This is a genomic window from Nocardia sp. NPDC051981 (genome assembly GCF_040680715.1).
Lineage (GTDB): Bacteria > Actinomycetota > Actinomycetes > Mycobacteriales > Mycobacteriaceae > Nocardia.
The window spans coordinates 568391-582547 of the sequence record NZ_JBFAXK010000002.1 but is presented as its reverse complement, the minus strand read 5'-3'; the positions used below and the strand labels follow the sequence as shown (position 1 = coordinate 582547).

Here is a 14157-nt window from a genome sequence, read left to right as displayed (position 1 = left end):
GACCGGCGGCGGCACCACACGGAGGTAGCGCTCAGCGCAGCGTGACCGTGGTCGGCAGGCTCGCGAAGCCGCGGTTGTTGGAGGCGTGGATGCGCTGCAGCCCCGCCGGGTCGATCTCGAAATCGGTTACCCGCGAGGCGATTTCCTGCAGCGCCGTGCGCAGTTCCAGCAGCGCCAGGTTGGAGCCGAGGCAGTGGTGGCGGCCGCTGCCGAAGACCAGGGAGGCGGAGGTGTCGCGGTCCAGGTCGAAGGTGTCCGGATCGGCGAAGACCTCCGGGTCGCGGTTGGCGGCCCCGGTGAGCAGCAGGATGCGGGCGTCGGCGGGAATCGACACGCCGTGCAGTTCGACCGGTTCGGTGGTGGTGCGCAGCTGGGTCTGGGTGGCCGGGTCCCAGCGCATGGCCTCGGCGATCCAGTCGTCGATCCGGCCGTCGAGGGCCTGCCGCCGCTGGTCGGGGTGCAGCCAGGCGGCGTGCCAGGCATTGCCGAAAGTGAGCATGCTGGTCTCGATGCCGGCCCCGACCAGCAGGATCAGGACGCCGACGATCTCCTCGGGGGTGAGCCGGTCATCGCCGTCGGCGGCATCGAGCAGACCCGAGAGCAGATCCTCCTGCCGCGACTTGCTGCGCTCGATGGTGAGCTCGGTGTAGTAGCCCACCAGCGCGCCGATGGCCTGCATGGCCTCCGGCCGCAGATCGGTGGACTCCTCCTCGGTGTACATGATCTCCATGCCGAGCTTGCGCAGCATCTCCCGATCGTTCTCGGGCACGCCGACCAACTCGGAGATCACCTCGGTCGGGAAGGGTCCGGCGAATTCGGCCATGAGGTCGAAGCTGCCGCGCTCCAGCAGCGGTTCCAGCAGGCCGATCGCGATCTCGTGCAGCCGCGGCTGCAGCGACTGCACCCGGTGCGCGGTGAACGCGCGCGTCACCAGGCCGCGCAGCCGGGTGTGCTTGGGCGGGTCCATGGCGACGAAGGAGAAGAACCGTTCGGCCTGCGGCCCCCAGAAGGCCGGTTCCATGCGCAGGCCGTTCACGCTGGAGAAGCGGTCCGAATCGCGGAGCGCGGCGAGCACGTCGGCGTGGCGCGAGAAGGCCCAGAAGTCGTCGGTGTCGTTCCGGTAGACCGGGGCCTCGCTGCGCAACCTGGCATAGTAAGGGTACGGATCGGCATGGACATCGAAATCGAACGGGCTGTAGCGCAACTGCATGACGAACCTTCCGGCGATGCTGCGGGGCGGGCGCACGGCTCTGCCGGTTTCCGAAGGTACAGAGTCGTTACCGATCCGCAACTGGAGCTGACAGATTCAGACAGTAGCCGAAAAGGATTGTGAGCGTTTTGAACTCGGAATCAGCGGCGGACCGCGTCGACACCACCAAACCGCATCCGGCCCGCCGGTACGACTACTGGCTGGGCGGCAAGGACAACTTCCCCGCTGATCGCGAGTCCGCCGACGCGGTGTCCGAGGCATTCCCGACCGTGCAGCTGTCCGCGGTGGAGAACCGCAACTTCCTGCGCCGCGCGGTCGCCTATCTGACCGGTGAGGCGGGCATCCGCCAGTTCCTCGACATCGGCACCGGCCTGCCCACCGCCGGGAACGTGCACGAGATCGCGCAGGGCATCGCCCCCGAGTCCCGCATCGTCTATGTCGACAACGACCCCATCGTGCTGGTGCACGCCCGCGATCTGCTCAACAGCTCCCCCGAGGGCCGGACCGCGTATCTGGACGCCGACCTCCGTGACCCGCAGCACATCCTGACCCATCCCGACCTGCTGGCCACCATCGACCTGAGCAAGCCGGTCGCGCTCATGGTGGTCGCGGTCGCGCACTTCATGACCGACGAGCTACGGCCCTACGACCTCGTGCGGCAGCTCACCGACGCCCTGGCCCCCGGCAGCTACCTGGTCATGTCGCACGCCACCAACGACTACCTCGACGAGCACGACCTGGCCCGTTCCGCGGAGGCCAATGCCCGCAGCGGCGTGCCGTTCCAATTGCGTTCCAGCGCCGAATTCGCCAAGTTCTTCGACGGATTCACCGTGACCCCGCCGGGCATCACCGCGGTCACCCTCTGGCGGCCCGAGGAGTACCGGCCGCATCCGCGTCCCGAGGCGGTGGCCATGCTGGGCGCGGTGGGCCGCATTCCCTGATCCGACGACCCGCCGCGCGCACGGTCAGAGGCTGCCGACGTCCTCGAGCACCCGCCGGGTCTGGGCGAACAGCATGCCCACATTGATCGATTTGCGGCACACCACCACCACGACCACGTCCTCGCGGCTCTCGGCACGCACGAACAGGTGGGTGAGGTTGTCGCTGTTGACCAGGATCTCCTGGAAGTAGTGGCGCTCCAACCGGATTCCGCGCCGCTCCTTCCAGATGTCCTCGATCATCACCATATTGCGGCCCTGGAACAGCTCCAGAGTGGCCGCGGCCAGCAGATCGAGGACCTCCTGGGGATGGTTGTCGACGGTCTCCACCGCCAGCAGCGTCCCGGTGGCCATGTCGATGGCGCCCGCGGCGATGCATTCGAGCACCTCCGAGCGCAGGACCTTCACCAGCGTCGACACCCGGTCGGTCATGCTGCCGGGAGCACCTGCATTGCTCGATGTGTTCATTGCGTCCTCTCTGGTTTCCTCGGGATGAGGGCCCGGTTCGACGCCGGGCACCCGCGGCGTCAGGTCTTCCGGCCGGGGTGAGCCGTCCGGTATGTCATGCGGTGATTCAGCGACCAATTCCCTCGTGGATGCGCGGCCCAGCGCCGGCAGCCGCCCGGGCGCTGCGACAGCTCCCGTAGTCATGCTCGAACTCCTGGGAAATAGGCACGGCGAAATGAGGCGTATCGCAGCCCGGAAGCATCGGAATGTGAAAGTTGCGCGCCTGATCGACAATTCGACGGTGAATCGCACCGGCCCCGTTCACCGCGTGTGGGATATCGTGACAGCCCAGCAGTTTTAGAGCAATGGATTCCGGTGAATCGATTACCAAAGTCCCACGGCATTGCGCGACCCGGCGCGCAGGGAAACCCGCATCACCAGCGCAAGCGATCCGCCATGTGCGCCGCCTACGGGTTAAGCGCGCTTGACGGTTGCATCACGAAAAGATATTGCCGCGCAATATGAACCGCCCGGTCGAATTCATTTGTCCGAATTCGATTTATCGCTACCCGGCACAGCCAGCGCCAGCAGATCCTCCCCGGCCGAACCGGTCCATGGCCGCCTCCGAGGGCGCGCCCGCGCACAACGCAACCAGGGCGCAGGCGCAACCGAGCCGCGCGGCCGTCCAGATGGCCAGGCCGCGCAGGGCGTCCCCGACCAGGACCGCGTCTTCGATCCCGCACAGCCGCCACACCGCCGGGCGGCCGCGGCGCAACGGGTCAGCGGCGGCCTGCCCGATCGGCGAGCACGCTGACGAAGGGGCCGACCGGACCGGCGATGACCGGCCTGGGACGGGAGGCCCGCAGGGTCTGCTCGGAATAGCGGCCGGTACTGGTGTGCCAGTGCAGATTTCCGGCCATGTGATCCCGCAGCCGGTCGACATGGCCGAGCAGCGCCGCCCGCACCTCGCCGGGCGGCTCGTGGTCGGCGAAGAATTCGGGCAGCCGTTCGCGCGCGACGAGTTCGAACTGCGTCAACCGTTCATTGGCGAGATCGACGACGATATCGGCGGCGTGCTCGCGGGAACAGCCCAGGAAGGACTGGGTGAGATACACGAGATTGTAGATCTCCTCATCGTATTCGATCTCCTTCTGATACGAATAGAGATCGTTGACGAGGGCCGCGTAGTCGTGGGCCGAATTCTGCAGCTGCCGAACGATGCTGGAGTCCGATATCTCCGAAATCCGTGAGTCGGCGGCAATTTCGGGCGAATACAGGGCATCCAGTGCGCAGAACAGCGGCCCGCCCGAGGTGAGGCGTCGCTGCTCGAGATAGTCGACGGGATCGGGCAGCCGGTGCCGAATCTCGTTCTCCAGCACGCACTCCCAGCCCTCGAACAGCTCGATCAGGGCCGCCCGCAAGCGCTCACGCCCCGCCTCGTCACAGCCGGCCGCGGTATCGCGCCACAGCGCGGCCAAGCCGTATTCGAGTGCGGTGAGCGGTGCGGGCGGACTGTCGGCGAGCTGAAGTCGCAAGTGCCGCAACTGATCTCGGCCGGACACCGGTTCCACCCGGAACACCCGGGTAGCCAGGTCGTCGGCGTAGGTGCCCCAGGTGCACCAGCGGGTGCGCAGCAGCAGCGCGGCCGCATCGGCCCCGGGATCGAGCATGGCCATCAGCCCCGCGAAATCTGCGGCGGCCACGGTCTCGGCCGTCCAGCCGACCCGCGATCCAGCAGTCCGACGGCCGCGGCCCACCTCGGCCCGTCCGCGCGAGCCAGCGCCACCTGCGGATTCATCGACACCGGATACGGCATCACCAGCCCGCGCACGGGCAGCGGTCCGGGTGTCCGCGGCGGCGGAACGTGCTGCTGGAGCTGGATTCGCAACCCCGGCGCGAGCCGGGCGGCCGCGCTGCCCAGCCCGGTCGGACCGCGGTCGACGCCGCTGTTCATGTAGCGGCTCGACCGCAGATGCCACTCGTGCCCGCCGGACTGCCAGTCCTGCAGGCCCCCGATGTACCGCGCGACGGCCAGCTGTTCGGCAGGGGTGGCCGCGCGTTCCACGCACAGCTGTGGCACCTCGACCGACGCGGTGTCCTCGAACTGTTTCAGCCGCGAGGTCAGCATGTCATTGGTCAGCTCCGCGGCCGCCTGCGTGGGCAGGCCCAGGAACCGTTCCAGCACCAGCACCATATTGGCGTTCTCGCCTTCGACCCGGACCTCGCGCTCGTAGGAGAACAGGTCGTTGCGCAGATGCACTGCGTCGGAGAAGGTTTCGCACAGCACCCGGAGCGGCCGCTCGGCGGCGAAACGGCCGGGCACCTCGGCGCCGCAGGCGAACTCCACCAGATTGGCCGACCAGGGCGCGCCGCCCACCCGGCGGCGCATCTCGATGTACTCGACCGGATTGGCCACCCGATCGCGGGCGATATTGTCCAGTTCCCAGAGGGATTCGACCATGAGGTTGTGGGTGGAGCGGCGCATGCGCTGCCGCCAGCCCGGGGACATGACCGGCACGGTCCGGGCCCAGCAATCGGCCAGTCCGGCCTCCGACGCCCGTCGCCGTCTCGCCAACACCTCGCAATCTTCTCCGACCGATCGGTACCTCCCGAACCGGCCGGCCCGCCCCCGCCCGAGATAGCCTGGGCGCTGCGCCACCCGCACCCGCCACCCACACCAGGAGGATCGTCCATGCCGAATCCCGCCGCCGACCGCGCCCCGATCCTGCAGCGACTGGGCGACCGTGGCCGGGTGCGCGTGATCGTCGCCGGTGGCGGCACGGGCGGCCACACCTATCCGGCGGTGGCGGCGATGCGGGCGCTGCGGGATCTGGCGGCCGAGACCGGGGCCGTGGCCGAGGTGCTGTGGGTGGGCGTGCCCGACAGCCTGGAGCAGCGGGTCGCGGCGGAGAACGACATCGACTTCACCGGCATCAAGGCCGGCAAGCTGCGCCGCGACCGCAATCCGCTCAAGATGCTCAACAGGGACAATGCGCGGGATGCGCTGCGCGTGCCGGTCAGCGTCCTCACCGCCCAGGGCGTGGTGCGCCGGTTCCGCCCGGACGCGGTGCTGTGCACCGGCGGCTACGTGTGCGCCCCGATCGGCATGGCCGCCGCGCTGCGCCGGCGGCCGCTGGTGATCCACGAGCAGACCACCGGCGTCGGCAAGGCCAACCTGCTGCTGGCCCGGATGGCCGACCGCATCGCGCTCAGCTCCGAGGCGTCGATCGCCATGCTGCCCGCGCGCGCCCGGAACCGGGCCGTGGTCACCGGCAATCCGATTCGCCCCACCCTCACGACCGGCGATCCGGCCGCGGCGGTCAAGGCTCTCGACTGGGAGGGCTACACCCCCGGCCTGCCGACGGTCTACATCACCGGCGGCGCGCAGGGCGCGGTGCAGATCAACGAGCTGATCGGGCAGCTGCTGCCCGAACTCCTCCACTCCGCCAATGTGATTCACCAGTGCGGACGGCTCTCCTTCGAGCAGGTTCGCGACCACGCCGCCACCCTCCCGGAGGAGGTGCGCGGCCGCTACCTGGTGCGGGAGTTCGTCGGGCCTGAGCTCCCCGATGTGCTGGCGCTCAGCGACGTCGTCGTATCCCGTTCCGGCGCAGGGACTCTCGCCGAGCTCACCACGCTGGGCAAGCCCTCGGTGCTGATTCCGTATCCGCATTCGGTCGGCGGCGAGCAGATCCGTAATGCCCGAATCCTGGCCGACCACAATGCCGCTCGCGCCCTCGTCGGTGACGATGCCACCGTCGCGAACCTGCGCACGGCCCTCACCGAACTCCTGACCGATGCCGGGACCCGCGCTGCCGTATCGGCCGCCGCCCGCGCCCTCGGCCACCCGGAGGCCGCCACGGACCTCGCCCTCACCGTCCTGGATCTGGCCACCCGCTGAGCGCGGATCACGAAAAGCCGTGCGCCGCCACGCGATCTATTCCACACGCCACTCTCAGTAGGAGTGGGTATGGTCGGAGGTGTCAGCAAGCCCTCGGTTACTCCGGGGCTTGCTACCCGAGAGATTGGAGATGCCATGCAAATCCAGGTCTTCGCCGACAAGAACATCGGCGGCGGCGCGATCGCGCAGGAAGCGACGGACACCATCGCTTCGATTCTGGATCGATTCGCTGATCACCTCACCCGGGTCGAGGCCCACATCACCGATGTGAACGGGCACAAGGGTGGTTCCGAGGACAAGAAGTGCAGCCTCGAGGCGCGGCCCAAGGGCCAGCCACCGGTGGCGACCACCCACCGCGCGGCCACCGCCGAGGACGCCTACACCGGAGCCGCCGACAGCATGGCGCACCTGCTCGACAGCAAGTTCGGGCGGTTACATCACGCCAAGGGCGGTGAATCGATCCGCCACCTCGTGTCGGACTGAGTCCGGCCGCCGGCCGCTGCCTCCGGCATTCGGTTACGGAAGGAGCCCGAGGCGGCGCGCGCGCACGACCGCCTCGTGGCGGTTGTGCGCGCCGAGTTTGGTCATGGCGCTGCGCAGATAGCTCTTGACCGTCTCCGGGCGCACCGAAAGTCGCTGCGCCGCTTCCAGATTCGTGCAGCCCAGCGCGACGTGGGCGAGGACGTCCAGTTCCCGGGGCGCGAGGCTCACCGCGTCGTCCGGGGCCGCGACGCCCGACACCAGGCGCGCGAGCTTCTCGGTCACCTCGCGCAGGCGCCGGCGGGCCGAGGCCTCCGAGACCACCTGGGTGATGCCGCGCAGTTCCGCGTGCAGATCCCGGAGTTGTTCGGTGACAACGGCATTGGCTTCGGCGACGAAGGCATGAGCGCGCGTCGTGGACTCCCGCGCGAAGGACAGGCGCAGCCGCCGATCCACTTCGTCGCGAATGGCCAGTTCCGTCGCGAGCCGGCGCCCGGCCTGCACCATCTCGTCGGCGATCCGGTCGCCGATCACCCCCGAGTCCCGATTGGCCACGTACAGCACCGCCCGTGCCTCGCCCCGCACCACCACCGGCACCGCCACCACCGCGCGCAGACCCTCGCCGAGCACCGGGACGTCGTAGTGGTGGGTGATGGTCGAAGCCGAGCGATAGTCCGACACCGAGCGCGGCTTGCCCGTCACCACCGCCGAGCCGCCCAGCCCGGAGCTGGGTGCGACGGCCAGCCCGCGCATGCCGTTGGTGCGGGTGCCGACGAACTCGCTGAGCACCAGCATGCCCGCGTGCACCTCGCCGCCGAAGACGACCGGAAGCTTGCTGGCGGAGGCGAGAGTGCGCAGCTCAGCGCGCAGAGCGTCACAGTCGCTGGGGCGCAGGAGCCCGTCCGTGGCCGAAGTCATCGGTCAGCCCCTTTCGGGGGTAGTTCAGGGTGAGTGTGACGTAGATCCTACTGGTGTGAGCGAGAGCACGAGCTACACCTTCGGAGTCTGGGACGCTCCCCTGCTGGGCGACACCATCGGCGCCAACCTGGAACGGACCGCGGCCGCGTATCCGGACCGCGAGGCCCTCATCGACTACACCACCGGTATCCGCTGGACCTACCGCGAATTCAACGCCGAGGTCGACGCGCTGGCGCTGGGCCTGCTGGCGGCCGGCATCGGCAAGGGCGACCGGGTGGGCATCTGGGCGCCGAACTGCCCGCAGTGGACACTGATCCAGTACGCCACCGCCAAGGCCGGCGCGATCCTGGTCAATATCAATCCGGCGTATCGGGCGCACGAACTGCGCTACGTGCTGCGCCAGGCCGGAATTCGAATGCTGGTCGCGGCACCGTCGTTCAAGACCTCCGACTACGCGGCCATGATCACCGAGGTGCGCCCGGAGTGCCCGGAGCTCGAGCAGGTGGTGCTGCTGGACAGTCTCGAATGGCAGAGCCTGTTCACCAGCGGCCGGGCCGCGAATTCGGATCTGCTGGCCGCGGCGCAGTCGGCGCTGTCCACCGACGATCCGATCAATATCCAATACACGTCCGGCACAACGGGTTTCCCCAAGGGCGCGACCCTCAGCCACCACAATATCCTCAACAACGGCTATTTCGTGGGCGAGCTGTGCGGCTACACCGAGCAGGACCGGATCTGCATTCCGGTGCCCTTCTACCATTGCTTCGGCATGGTCATGGGCAATCTGGCCGCCACCACGCACGGCGCGGCCATGATCATCCCGGCCCCGGCCTTCGACCCGCGCGCCACCCTGGAAGCCGTTGCGGCCGAACGCTGCACCTCCCTGTACGGGGTGCCGACCATGTTCATCGCCGAACTGGCCGATCCGGAGTTCGACACCTACGACCTGTCCTCGCTGCGCACCGGCATCATGGCCGGATCGCCGTGCCCGGTGGAGGTGATGAAGCAGGTCATCGAGCGCATGGGCATGCGCGAGGTGAGCATCTGCTACGGCATGACGGAAACCAGCCCGGTCTCCACCCAGACCCGCGGCGACGATTCGCTGGTGCAGCGCACCGCGACGGTCGGCCGGGCCGGGCCGCACATCGAGGTGAAGATCGTGGACCCGGTGACCGGGGTGACCGTGCCGCGCGGCACGGCCGGCGAACTGTGCACCCGCGGCTACTCGGTGATGCTCGGCTACTGGGGCGAACCGGAGAAGACCGCCGAGGCCATCGACGCCGCGCGCTGGATGCACACCGGCGACCTGGCCACCATGGACGACGAGGGCTACGTGGCCATCACCGGCCGCATCAAGGACATGGTCATCCGCGGCGGCGAGAACATCTACCCGCGCGAGATCGAGGAATTCCTCTACACCCATCCCGACATCGTCGACGCCCAGGTGATCGGCGTGCCCGACGTCAAATATGGCGAGGAATTGATGGCGTGGATCCGGATGCGCCCGGGTACACCGCCTTTGACCGCCGAGAGTCTGCGTGAGCACTGCGCCGGCAAGCTCGCCCACTACAAGATCCCCCGCTATGTGCACGTCGTCGACGAGTTCCCGATGACCGTGACCGGCAAGATCCGCAAGGTCGAGATGCGCGAGATCGGCGCCCGACTGCTCGGCCTGAACGAGGAGAACGCATGACGAACACCGAGGCCTACCGCGCCGCCCGCGACGGACTACTGGCCGTGTCGACGGACTACGACACTGCTGTGCGCGAGTTCGAATGGCCACGGCTGACCGGCGAATTCAACTGGGCCACCGACTGGTTCGACCACATCGCCCGCGGCAACGACCGGCCCGCGCTGTGGATCGTCGAGGAGGACGGCTCCGAACAGCGGATCAGCTTCGCCGAGATGGCCGAGCGCTCGGACCGGGTGGCCACCTGGCTGGCCGGGCTGGGCGTCGGCAAGGGCGACCGCGTCGTGCTCATGCTCGGCAACCAGGCCGAGCTGTGGGAGGCCATGCTGGCGGTGGCCAAGCTGGGCGCGGTCATCATGCCCACCACCGGGGCGCTGGGACCGGCCGATCTGAGCGACCGGATCGAGCGCGGCGGAGCGCGTTTCGTCATCGCCAATCACGGCGATACGGGCAAATTCGACGAGGTGCCGGGCGACTACACGCGAATCGTGGTGGGCGAGCCGGTATCTGGCTGGCACGACTACGCCGGGGCGGCGTCCGTCGAATCGGCCGGGCCGTTCCGGGCCGTCACCGAGGTGACCGATCCGCTGCTGGTGTACTTCACCTCCGGCACCACCAGCAAGCCGAAGATGGTGCAGCACTCCCAGATCAGCTACCCGGTCGGTCACTTGAGCACCATGTACTGGATCGGTGTCCGCCCCGGCGACGTGCACCTGGCCATCAGTGCGCCCGGCTGGGCCAAGCATGCCTGGAGCTGCTTCTTCGCGCCGTGGCTGGCCGAGGCGACCGTATTCGTCTACAACTATTCGCGTTTCGACGCCGCGGCCCTGCTGGCGCAGCTGCGCCGGGCCGAAGTGAACACCTTCTGCGCGCCACCCACGGTGTGGCGCATGCTGATCCAGGCCGATCTGGGCGAGCGTCCGGCCGGGCTGCGCGAAATCCTCGGTGCGGGTGAGCCCTTGAACCCCGATGTCATCGCGCAGGTCGAGAAGGCGTGGGGCCTGGTCATCCGCGACGGCTTCGGCCAGACGGAAACCACCCTGCAGGTGGGCAATACGCCCGGGCAGCCGCTCAAGCCCGGCTCCATGGGCCGGCCCGCACCGGGCGTGCCGGTGGTGCTGGTGGATCCGATCACCGGGCAGCGCGCCGAGGAGGGCGAGATCTGCCTGGATCTGGCTGCGGCGCCGGTCAATCTGATGACCGGCTATCTCGGCGATCCGGAGCGTAATGCCGCGGTCATGGACGGCGGCTACTACCATACCGGCGATGTGGCCGTGCGAGACGCGGACGGATACATCACCTATATCGGGCGCACCGACGACGTTTTCAAGTCCTCCGACTACAAGGTGTCCCCCTTCGAGCTGGAGAGCGTGCTCATCGAGCATCCGGCCGTGGTGGAGGCGGCCGTGGTGCCGCAGCCGGATGACACGCGGCTCGCGGTGCCCAAGGCATACGTGGCGCTGGCGGCGGGATGGGAGCCGGACCGTGAAACCGCCCGCGCCATCCTGGAATACGCCCGCGATCACCTCGCGCCCTACCTGCGTGTCCGCCGGCTGGAGTTCACCGAGCTACCGAAGACGATTTCCGGCAAGATCCGCCGCGTCGACCTGCGCCATCGCGAGGAGCAGGCGCACGCGGCCGGCGAGACCATCCCCACCGAGTACCGCTACGAGGAAGTACTGAGCGACACCGTCCGCTGAAACCGCACCGCCCCAGCCCCTACGACAGATCGGAGCTCCCATGCCCCATACCGTGGAATCCGCGACCGCCTACGTCATCGCCGCCCTGGAAGCCAAGGGGACGGCGACCCGTGAGGACTTCGACATCCCCGGGATCGTCAGCACGACGCACAGCATCACGCAGACATGGGATTTCCAGGAGGTCGACCGCCGCCGGTTCTGGGGCATAGCGGCCACCTTCCTGCGCGCCTGACCCGCAGGACAACAGGGAGTGACACCCCGCTCGCCCGGACCCGCAGGAGATCGGGGACGAGCGGGTTGTCTCACAGTTCGGCGAATTCGCGGTTTCCGGCCGCGAATTCCCCGCACCATTGGCTGATGCACACCTCCGACTCCGTGCTGCTGCCACGTTTCGTCCTGTCGCGCGCCGCGGCCGCGGGCCTGGACCCGGCCCGCCTCGCCCGCGAGGCCGGCATGCCGGGCTGGCTGCTGGAGGACGGCGATGCCCGGGTGTCCAGTGACTACTTCCCGCGGCTGTGTGAGCTGCTGGAGTACGAGCTGGACGACCCGGAGGTCACCCTGCGGGCCACCGGTAGTTACCGGCTCGGGGAATTCGGGCTGATCGACTATCTGATCTCGACGGCCGAGACCGTCGGTGCGGGTTTCGGCGTGATGGGCCCGTTCGTGGGGGCGATCTCCACCAATTTCCGTGTCGAGCCCGGCGCGCAGACCGAGACCGAGTCCACCTTCGACATCTACACCGTCAATACCGAGGGCCGCGGCCGCGACCTGTCGGTGCAGATGGCGCTGGCCTCCCTGATCTGGCGCATGCGCCAGACGACCGGCCGCCCGATGGATCCGGTGCGCATCCGGTTACGCGAGCGCGCGCCCCGCCGCCTCGACGCCTTCACCGAACAGTTCGGCACGGCACGGCTGGATTTCGGCGCTCCGGTCGACCGGATCACCTTCCGCAACGCGGACTTCGAGCTGCCCCAGATCACGGCGGACCCGTTGCTGGCAGCGGTATTGCGCCGCCACGCCGCCACCGTGCCGCCCCCGCCACCGCGCGCCACCGAGTGGCCGGACCGGGTGGCGGCGGTGCTGGCCGAGGTCCTCGACGGCACCGACGCGCTGCTCGACCAGGTCGCGCGCCGTCTCTACACCAGCCCGCGCACCCTCCAGCGCCGCCTCGCCGAATCTGGCACCACCTGGCGCCTCGAGGTCGACCGCGCCCGCAAACGCCACCTCGAAGATCTCGAATCCGGCTGGGCCGCCGAACACGACGGCCATACGCCATGATTCGCCGAAGTAGGGGGTACCCACTCCGGCGAGGTGACCCGAGGTGGCGTGGGCGAGGCGGTGTGGCCGGGCGAATAGAGCGGCGATCATGACCGCCTCGGACAGCATTCTGATGGCCCGGTTCGCACTGGAGCGGGCGGCCCGGGCAGGGCTCGACCCGGAGCGGATCGCCCGGCTGGCCGGGGTCCCCGCCTGGCGCGAGGGCGGCGAGGGGACCCGGGTGTCGTCCCGGTACTGCCTACGGGTGTGGGAGCTGCTCGAACAGGAAACCGGTGACCCGGATATCGCCCTGCGCGTGCCGGAGGACAGTGCGACCGGCGAATTCGGTCTGCTGGAGTATCTGTTCCTGTCGGCGGCGACCCTGGGCGCGGCACTGGACGCCTGCGTGCACCACACCGGCAGTCTCACAACGAGTTACAACTTCCGGATCACGCATCGCACCGAACACGAGGTCTGCTACGAGGTGCTGTCCGGGGTGGAGGACTGCCGCGGGCGGGAACTGTTGGTGCAGGCGGCTTTCGCGCTCCTCGTGGGCCGGGGCCGGGCGGCGACTCGCTCCCCGATCGTGCCCGCGCGGGTCACCTTCCGGCAGGCCGCGCCGGTCGACCTCGCCGCAGTCACCGAGCTGTTCGGCACTCGCGCAATCGATTTCGGGAGCCTGGTCGACTCGCTGACGCTGCGGGCCGTGGATCTGGCGCTACCCATGAAGTCGGCCGATCCCGAGTTGACGGCCGTGCTGCTGTCCTACGCGGCCACGCTGCCGGTCACTCCCGAATCCGGCGTCACCTGGCTGGAACGGCTCGGCGACGTCCTCGACGGCGCTCTCGACGAGGGCACCGCGACACTGGAAGTGGTAGCGCGGCGTCTGCTGACCTCACCAAGATCACTACAACGCCGCCTGACCGAGGCCGGAACCACCTGGCGCCGTGAGGTGGATCGGGCGCGGCGCCGCAGATTGCAACGGGCCGAACACCTTCCACGCGCTCAGCAGGCGGAATTCCTGGGATACGCGGATCCGGCCAGCCTGCGGCGCGCCGTACATCGCTGGCGCGATCGCGACGATTCCTGAAAGACGGACCCCGCGCGCAGGCCGAAATCGCACCTACCGTACGGTATTCCGGCAACCACACAGCAAGGTTGGCGTGTACCGGCCCGGTTTGGCGTCTTCGGAACTCCCGCGCGACGCGGGCGGAAATGAAACTGGACGGAAACGCCACGACGTGCCCGCCGCGAGGCTCGCCACGGCGTTTGCGATGCGTGGTTGTGGCCGACGCTGTCCACGGCCACGTGTCCCACCCGGTCCCGGTCCTCGATTGGAGCTTCCTCGTGCCCCACACCGCAGAAACCGCCACCGCCTACGTCGTCACCGCCGTGGAGGCCAAGGGCACCGCCACCCGGCACGACTTCGACATCCCGAGCATCGTCAGCATCACCCACAGCCTCACCGAGAGCTGGGATTTCAACAGCGTGGACCCGAACATGTTCTGGAACATCGTCGCCACCTTCCTCGAGCACTGAGCTCGGCCGCGCCTCGCGGCCGTCAGACCCCGCACCGCGGCCGTCAGCCCCGCCCCGCCGACCGACGATTCGCGGAA

At 68.7% G+C, this 14157-nt stretch carries 14 protein-coding genes; 9 read left to right on the top strand and 5 right to left on the bottom strand.

Annotated elements, in window-relative coordinates; translation table 11 throughout:
- Positions 1 to 31: 31 nt before the first annotated feature.
- Positions 32 to 1210 (bottom strand): cytochrome P450, encoded by a 1179-nt coding sequence (locus AB0L60_RS06635; RefSeq protein ID WP_364608247.1) that lies wholly within the window; start codon positions 1208 to 1210, stop codon positions 32 to 34.
- Positions 1211 to 1338: 128 nt separating this feature from the next.
- On the opposite strand from AB0L60_RS06635, the gene AB0L60_RS06630 reads away from it, so the two are divergent.
- Positions 1339 to 2151, top strand: a complete 813-nt coding sequence (locus AB0L60_RS06630) for an SAM-dependent methyltransferase (protein ID WP_364608244.1) — start codon at positions 1339 to 1341, stop codon at positions 2149 to 2151.
- A gap of 24 nt (positions 2152 to 2175) precedes the next feature.
- On the opposite strand, the gene AB0L60_RS06625 is transcribed toward AB0L60_RS06630, so the two are convergent.
- From AB0L60_RS06625 to AB0L60_RS06615, 3 genes are all read right to left on the bottom strand, one after another.
- Positions 2176 to 2580 (bottom strand): hypothetical protein, encoded by a 405-nt coding sequence (locus tag AB0L60_RS06625; protein ID WP_364608241.1) that lies wholly within the window; start codon positions 2578 to 2580, stop codon positions 2176 to 2178.
- 794 nt (positions 2581 to 3374) lie between these two features.
- The gene (locus AB0L60_RS06620) at positions 3375 to 4298 is read right to left on the bottom strand and encodes a hypothetical protein (protein ID WP_364608238.1); all 924 of its coding nucleotides are present in this window, start codon (positions 4296 to 4298) and stop codon (positions 3375 to 3377) included.
- The gene (locus AB0L60_RS06615; protein ID WP_364608235.1) at positions 4271 to 5173 is read right to left on the bottom strand and encodes a hypothetical protein; all 903 of its coding nucleotides are present in this window, start codon (positions 5171 to 5173) and stop codon (positions 4271 to 4273) included. Before AB0L60_RS06615 ends, AB0L60_RS06620 begins: the two co-directional genes overlap by 28 nt.
- Positions 5174 to 5287: 114 nt before the next feature.
- On the opposite strand from AB0L60_RS06615, the gene AB0L60_RS06610 reads away from it, so the two are divergent.
- The gene (locus AB0L60_RS06610; protein WP_364608233.1) at positions 5288 to 6496 is read left to right on the top strand and encodes a UDP-N-acetylglucosamine--N-acetylmuramyl-(pentapeptide) pyrophosphoryl-undecaprenol N-acetylglucosamine transferase; all 1209 of its coding nucleotides are present in this window, start codon (positions 5288 to 5290) and stop codon (positions 6494 to 6496) included.
- Positions 6497 to 6631: 135 nt separating this feature from the next.
- Complete coding sequence (locus tag AB0L60_RS06605; RefSeq protein WP_364608230.1) at positions 6632 to 6979, top strand: ribosomal subunit interface protein; 348 nt, start codon at positions 6632 to 6634, stop codon at positions 6977 to 6979.
- A gap of 33 nt (positions 6980 to 7012) precedes the next feature.
- Here AB0L60_RS06605 and AB0L60_RS06600 read toward each other — a convergent pair whose 3' ends face one another.
- Entirely contained in the window at positions 7013 to 7894 is an 882-nt protein-coding gene (locus AB0L60_RS06600) for a LuxR C-terminal-related transcriptional regulator (RefSeq protein WP_364608227.1), read from the bottom strand.
- Between the two features lie 55 nt (positions 7895 to 7949).
- On the opposite strand from AB0L60_RS06600, the gene AB0L60_RS06595 reads away from it, so the two are divergent.
- The 6 genes from AB0L60_RS06595 (at position 7950) to AB0L60_RS06570 (ending at position 14080) form a co-directional block, all read left to right on the top strand.
- Positions 7950 to 9587 (top strand): AMP-binding protein, encoded by a 1638-nt coding sequence (locus AB0L60_RS06595; protein ID WP_364608224.1) that lies wholly within the window; start codon positions 7950 to 7952, stop codon positions 9585 to 9587.
- Positions 9584 to 11284 carry an AMP-binding protein gene (locus AB0L60_RS06590; protein WP_364608221.1) on the top strand — a complete coding sequence of 567 codons (1701 nt, stop codon included), beginning with the start codon at positions 9584 to 9586 and terminating at the stop codon, positions 11282 to 11284. Before AB0L60_RS06595 ends, AB0L60_RS06590 begins: the two co-directional genes overlap by 4 nt.
- A 40-nt stretch (positions 11285 to 11324) precedes the next feature.
- Positions 11325 to 11516 carry a hypothetical protein gene (locus AB0L60_RS06585; protein ID WP_364608218.1) on the top strand — a complete coding sequence of 64 codons (192 nt, stop codon included), beginning with the start codon at positions 11325 to 11327 and terminating at the stop codon, positions 11514 to 11516.
- Between the two features lie 125 nt (positions 11517 to 11641).
- Positions 11642 to 12562, top strand: coding sequence for an AraC family transcriptional regulator ligand-binding domain-containing protein (locus tag AB0L60_RS06580; RefSeq protein WP_364608215.1), 921 nt, complete (start codon positions 11642 to 11644; stop codon positions 12560 to 12562).
- A gap of 88 nt (positions 12563 to 12650) precedes the next feature.
- Positions 12651 to 13631, top strand: coding sequence for an AraC family transcriptional regulator ligand-binding domain-containing protein (locus tag AB0L60_RS06575; RefSeq protein ID WP_364608213.1), 981 nt, complete (start codon positions 12651 to 12653; stop codon positions 13629 to 13631).
- Between the two features lie 257 nt (positions 13632 to 13888).
- Positions 13889 to 14080: a hypothetical protein gene (locus tag AB0L60_RS06570; RefSeq protein ID WP_354835950.1), complete on the top strand. Its 192-nt coding sequence runs from the start codon at positions 13889 to 13891 to the stop codon at positions 14078 to 14080.
- Positions 14081 to 14157 lie beyond the last annotated feature (77 nt).

What these genes read in the sequence shown, in the direction of transcription:
- AB0L60_RS06610 (WP_364608233.1), top strand. Translation starts at nt 5,288, where the DNA reads ATGCCGAATCCCGCCGCCGACCGCGCCCCGATCCTGCAGCGACTGGGC.
- AB0L60_RS06605 (WP_364608230.1), top strand. Translation starts at nt 6,632, where the DNA reads ATGCAAATCCAGGTCTTCGCCGACAAGAACATCGGCGGCGGCGCGATC.
- AB0L60_RS06625 (WP_364608241.1), bottom strand. Translation starts at nt 2,580, where the DNA reads ATGACCGACCGGGTGTCGACGCTGGTGAAGGTCCTGCGCTCGGAGGTG.
- AB0L60_RS06590 (WP_364608221.1), top strand. Translation starts at nt 9,584, where the DNA reads ATGACGAACACCGAGGCCTACCGCGCCGCCCGCGACGGACTACTGGCC.
- AB0L60_RS06575 (WP_364608213.1), top strand. Translation starts at nt 12,651, where the DNA reads ATGACCGCCTCGGACAGCATTCTGATGGCCCGGTTCGCACTGGAGCGG.
- AB0L60_RS06585 (WP_364608218.1), top strand. Translation starts at nt 11,325, where the DNA reads ATGCCCCATACCGTGGAATCCGCGACCGCCTACGTCATCGCCGCCCTG.
- AB0L60_RS06580 (WP_364608215.1), top strand. Translation starts at nt 11,642, where the DNA reads ATGCACACCTCCGACTCCGTGCTGCTGCCACGTTTCGTCCTGTCGCGC.
- AB0L60_RS06635 (WP_364608247.1), bottom strand. Translation starts at nt 1,210, where the DNA reads ATGCAGTTGCGCTACAGCCCGTTCGATTTCGATGTCCATGCCGATCCG.
- AB0L60_RS06600 (WP_364608227.1), bottom strand. Translation starts at nt 7,894, where the DNA reads ATGACTTCGGCCACGGACGGGCTCCTGCGCCCCAGCGACTGTGACGCT.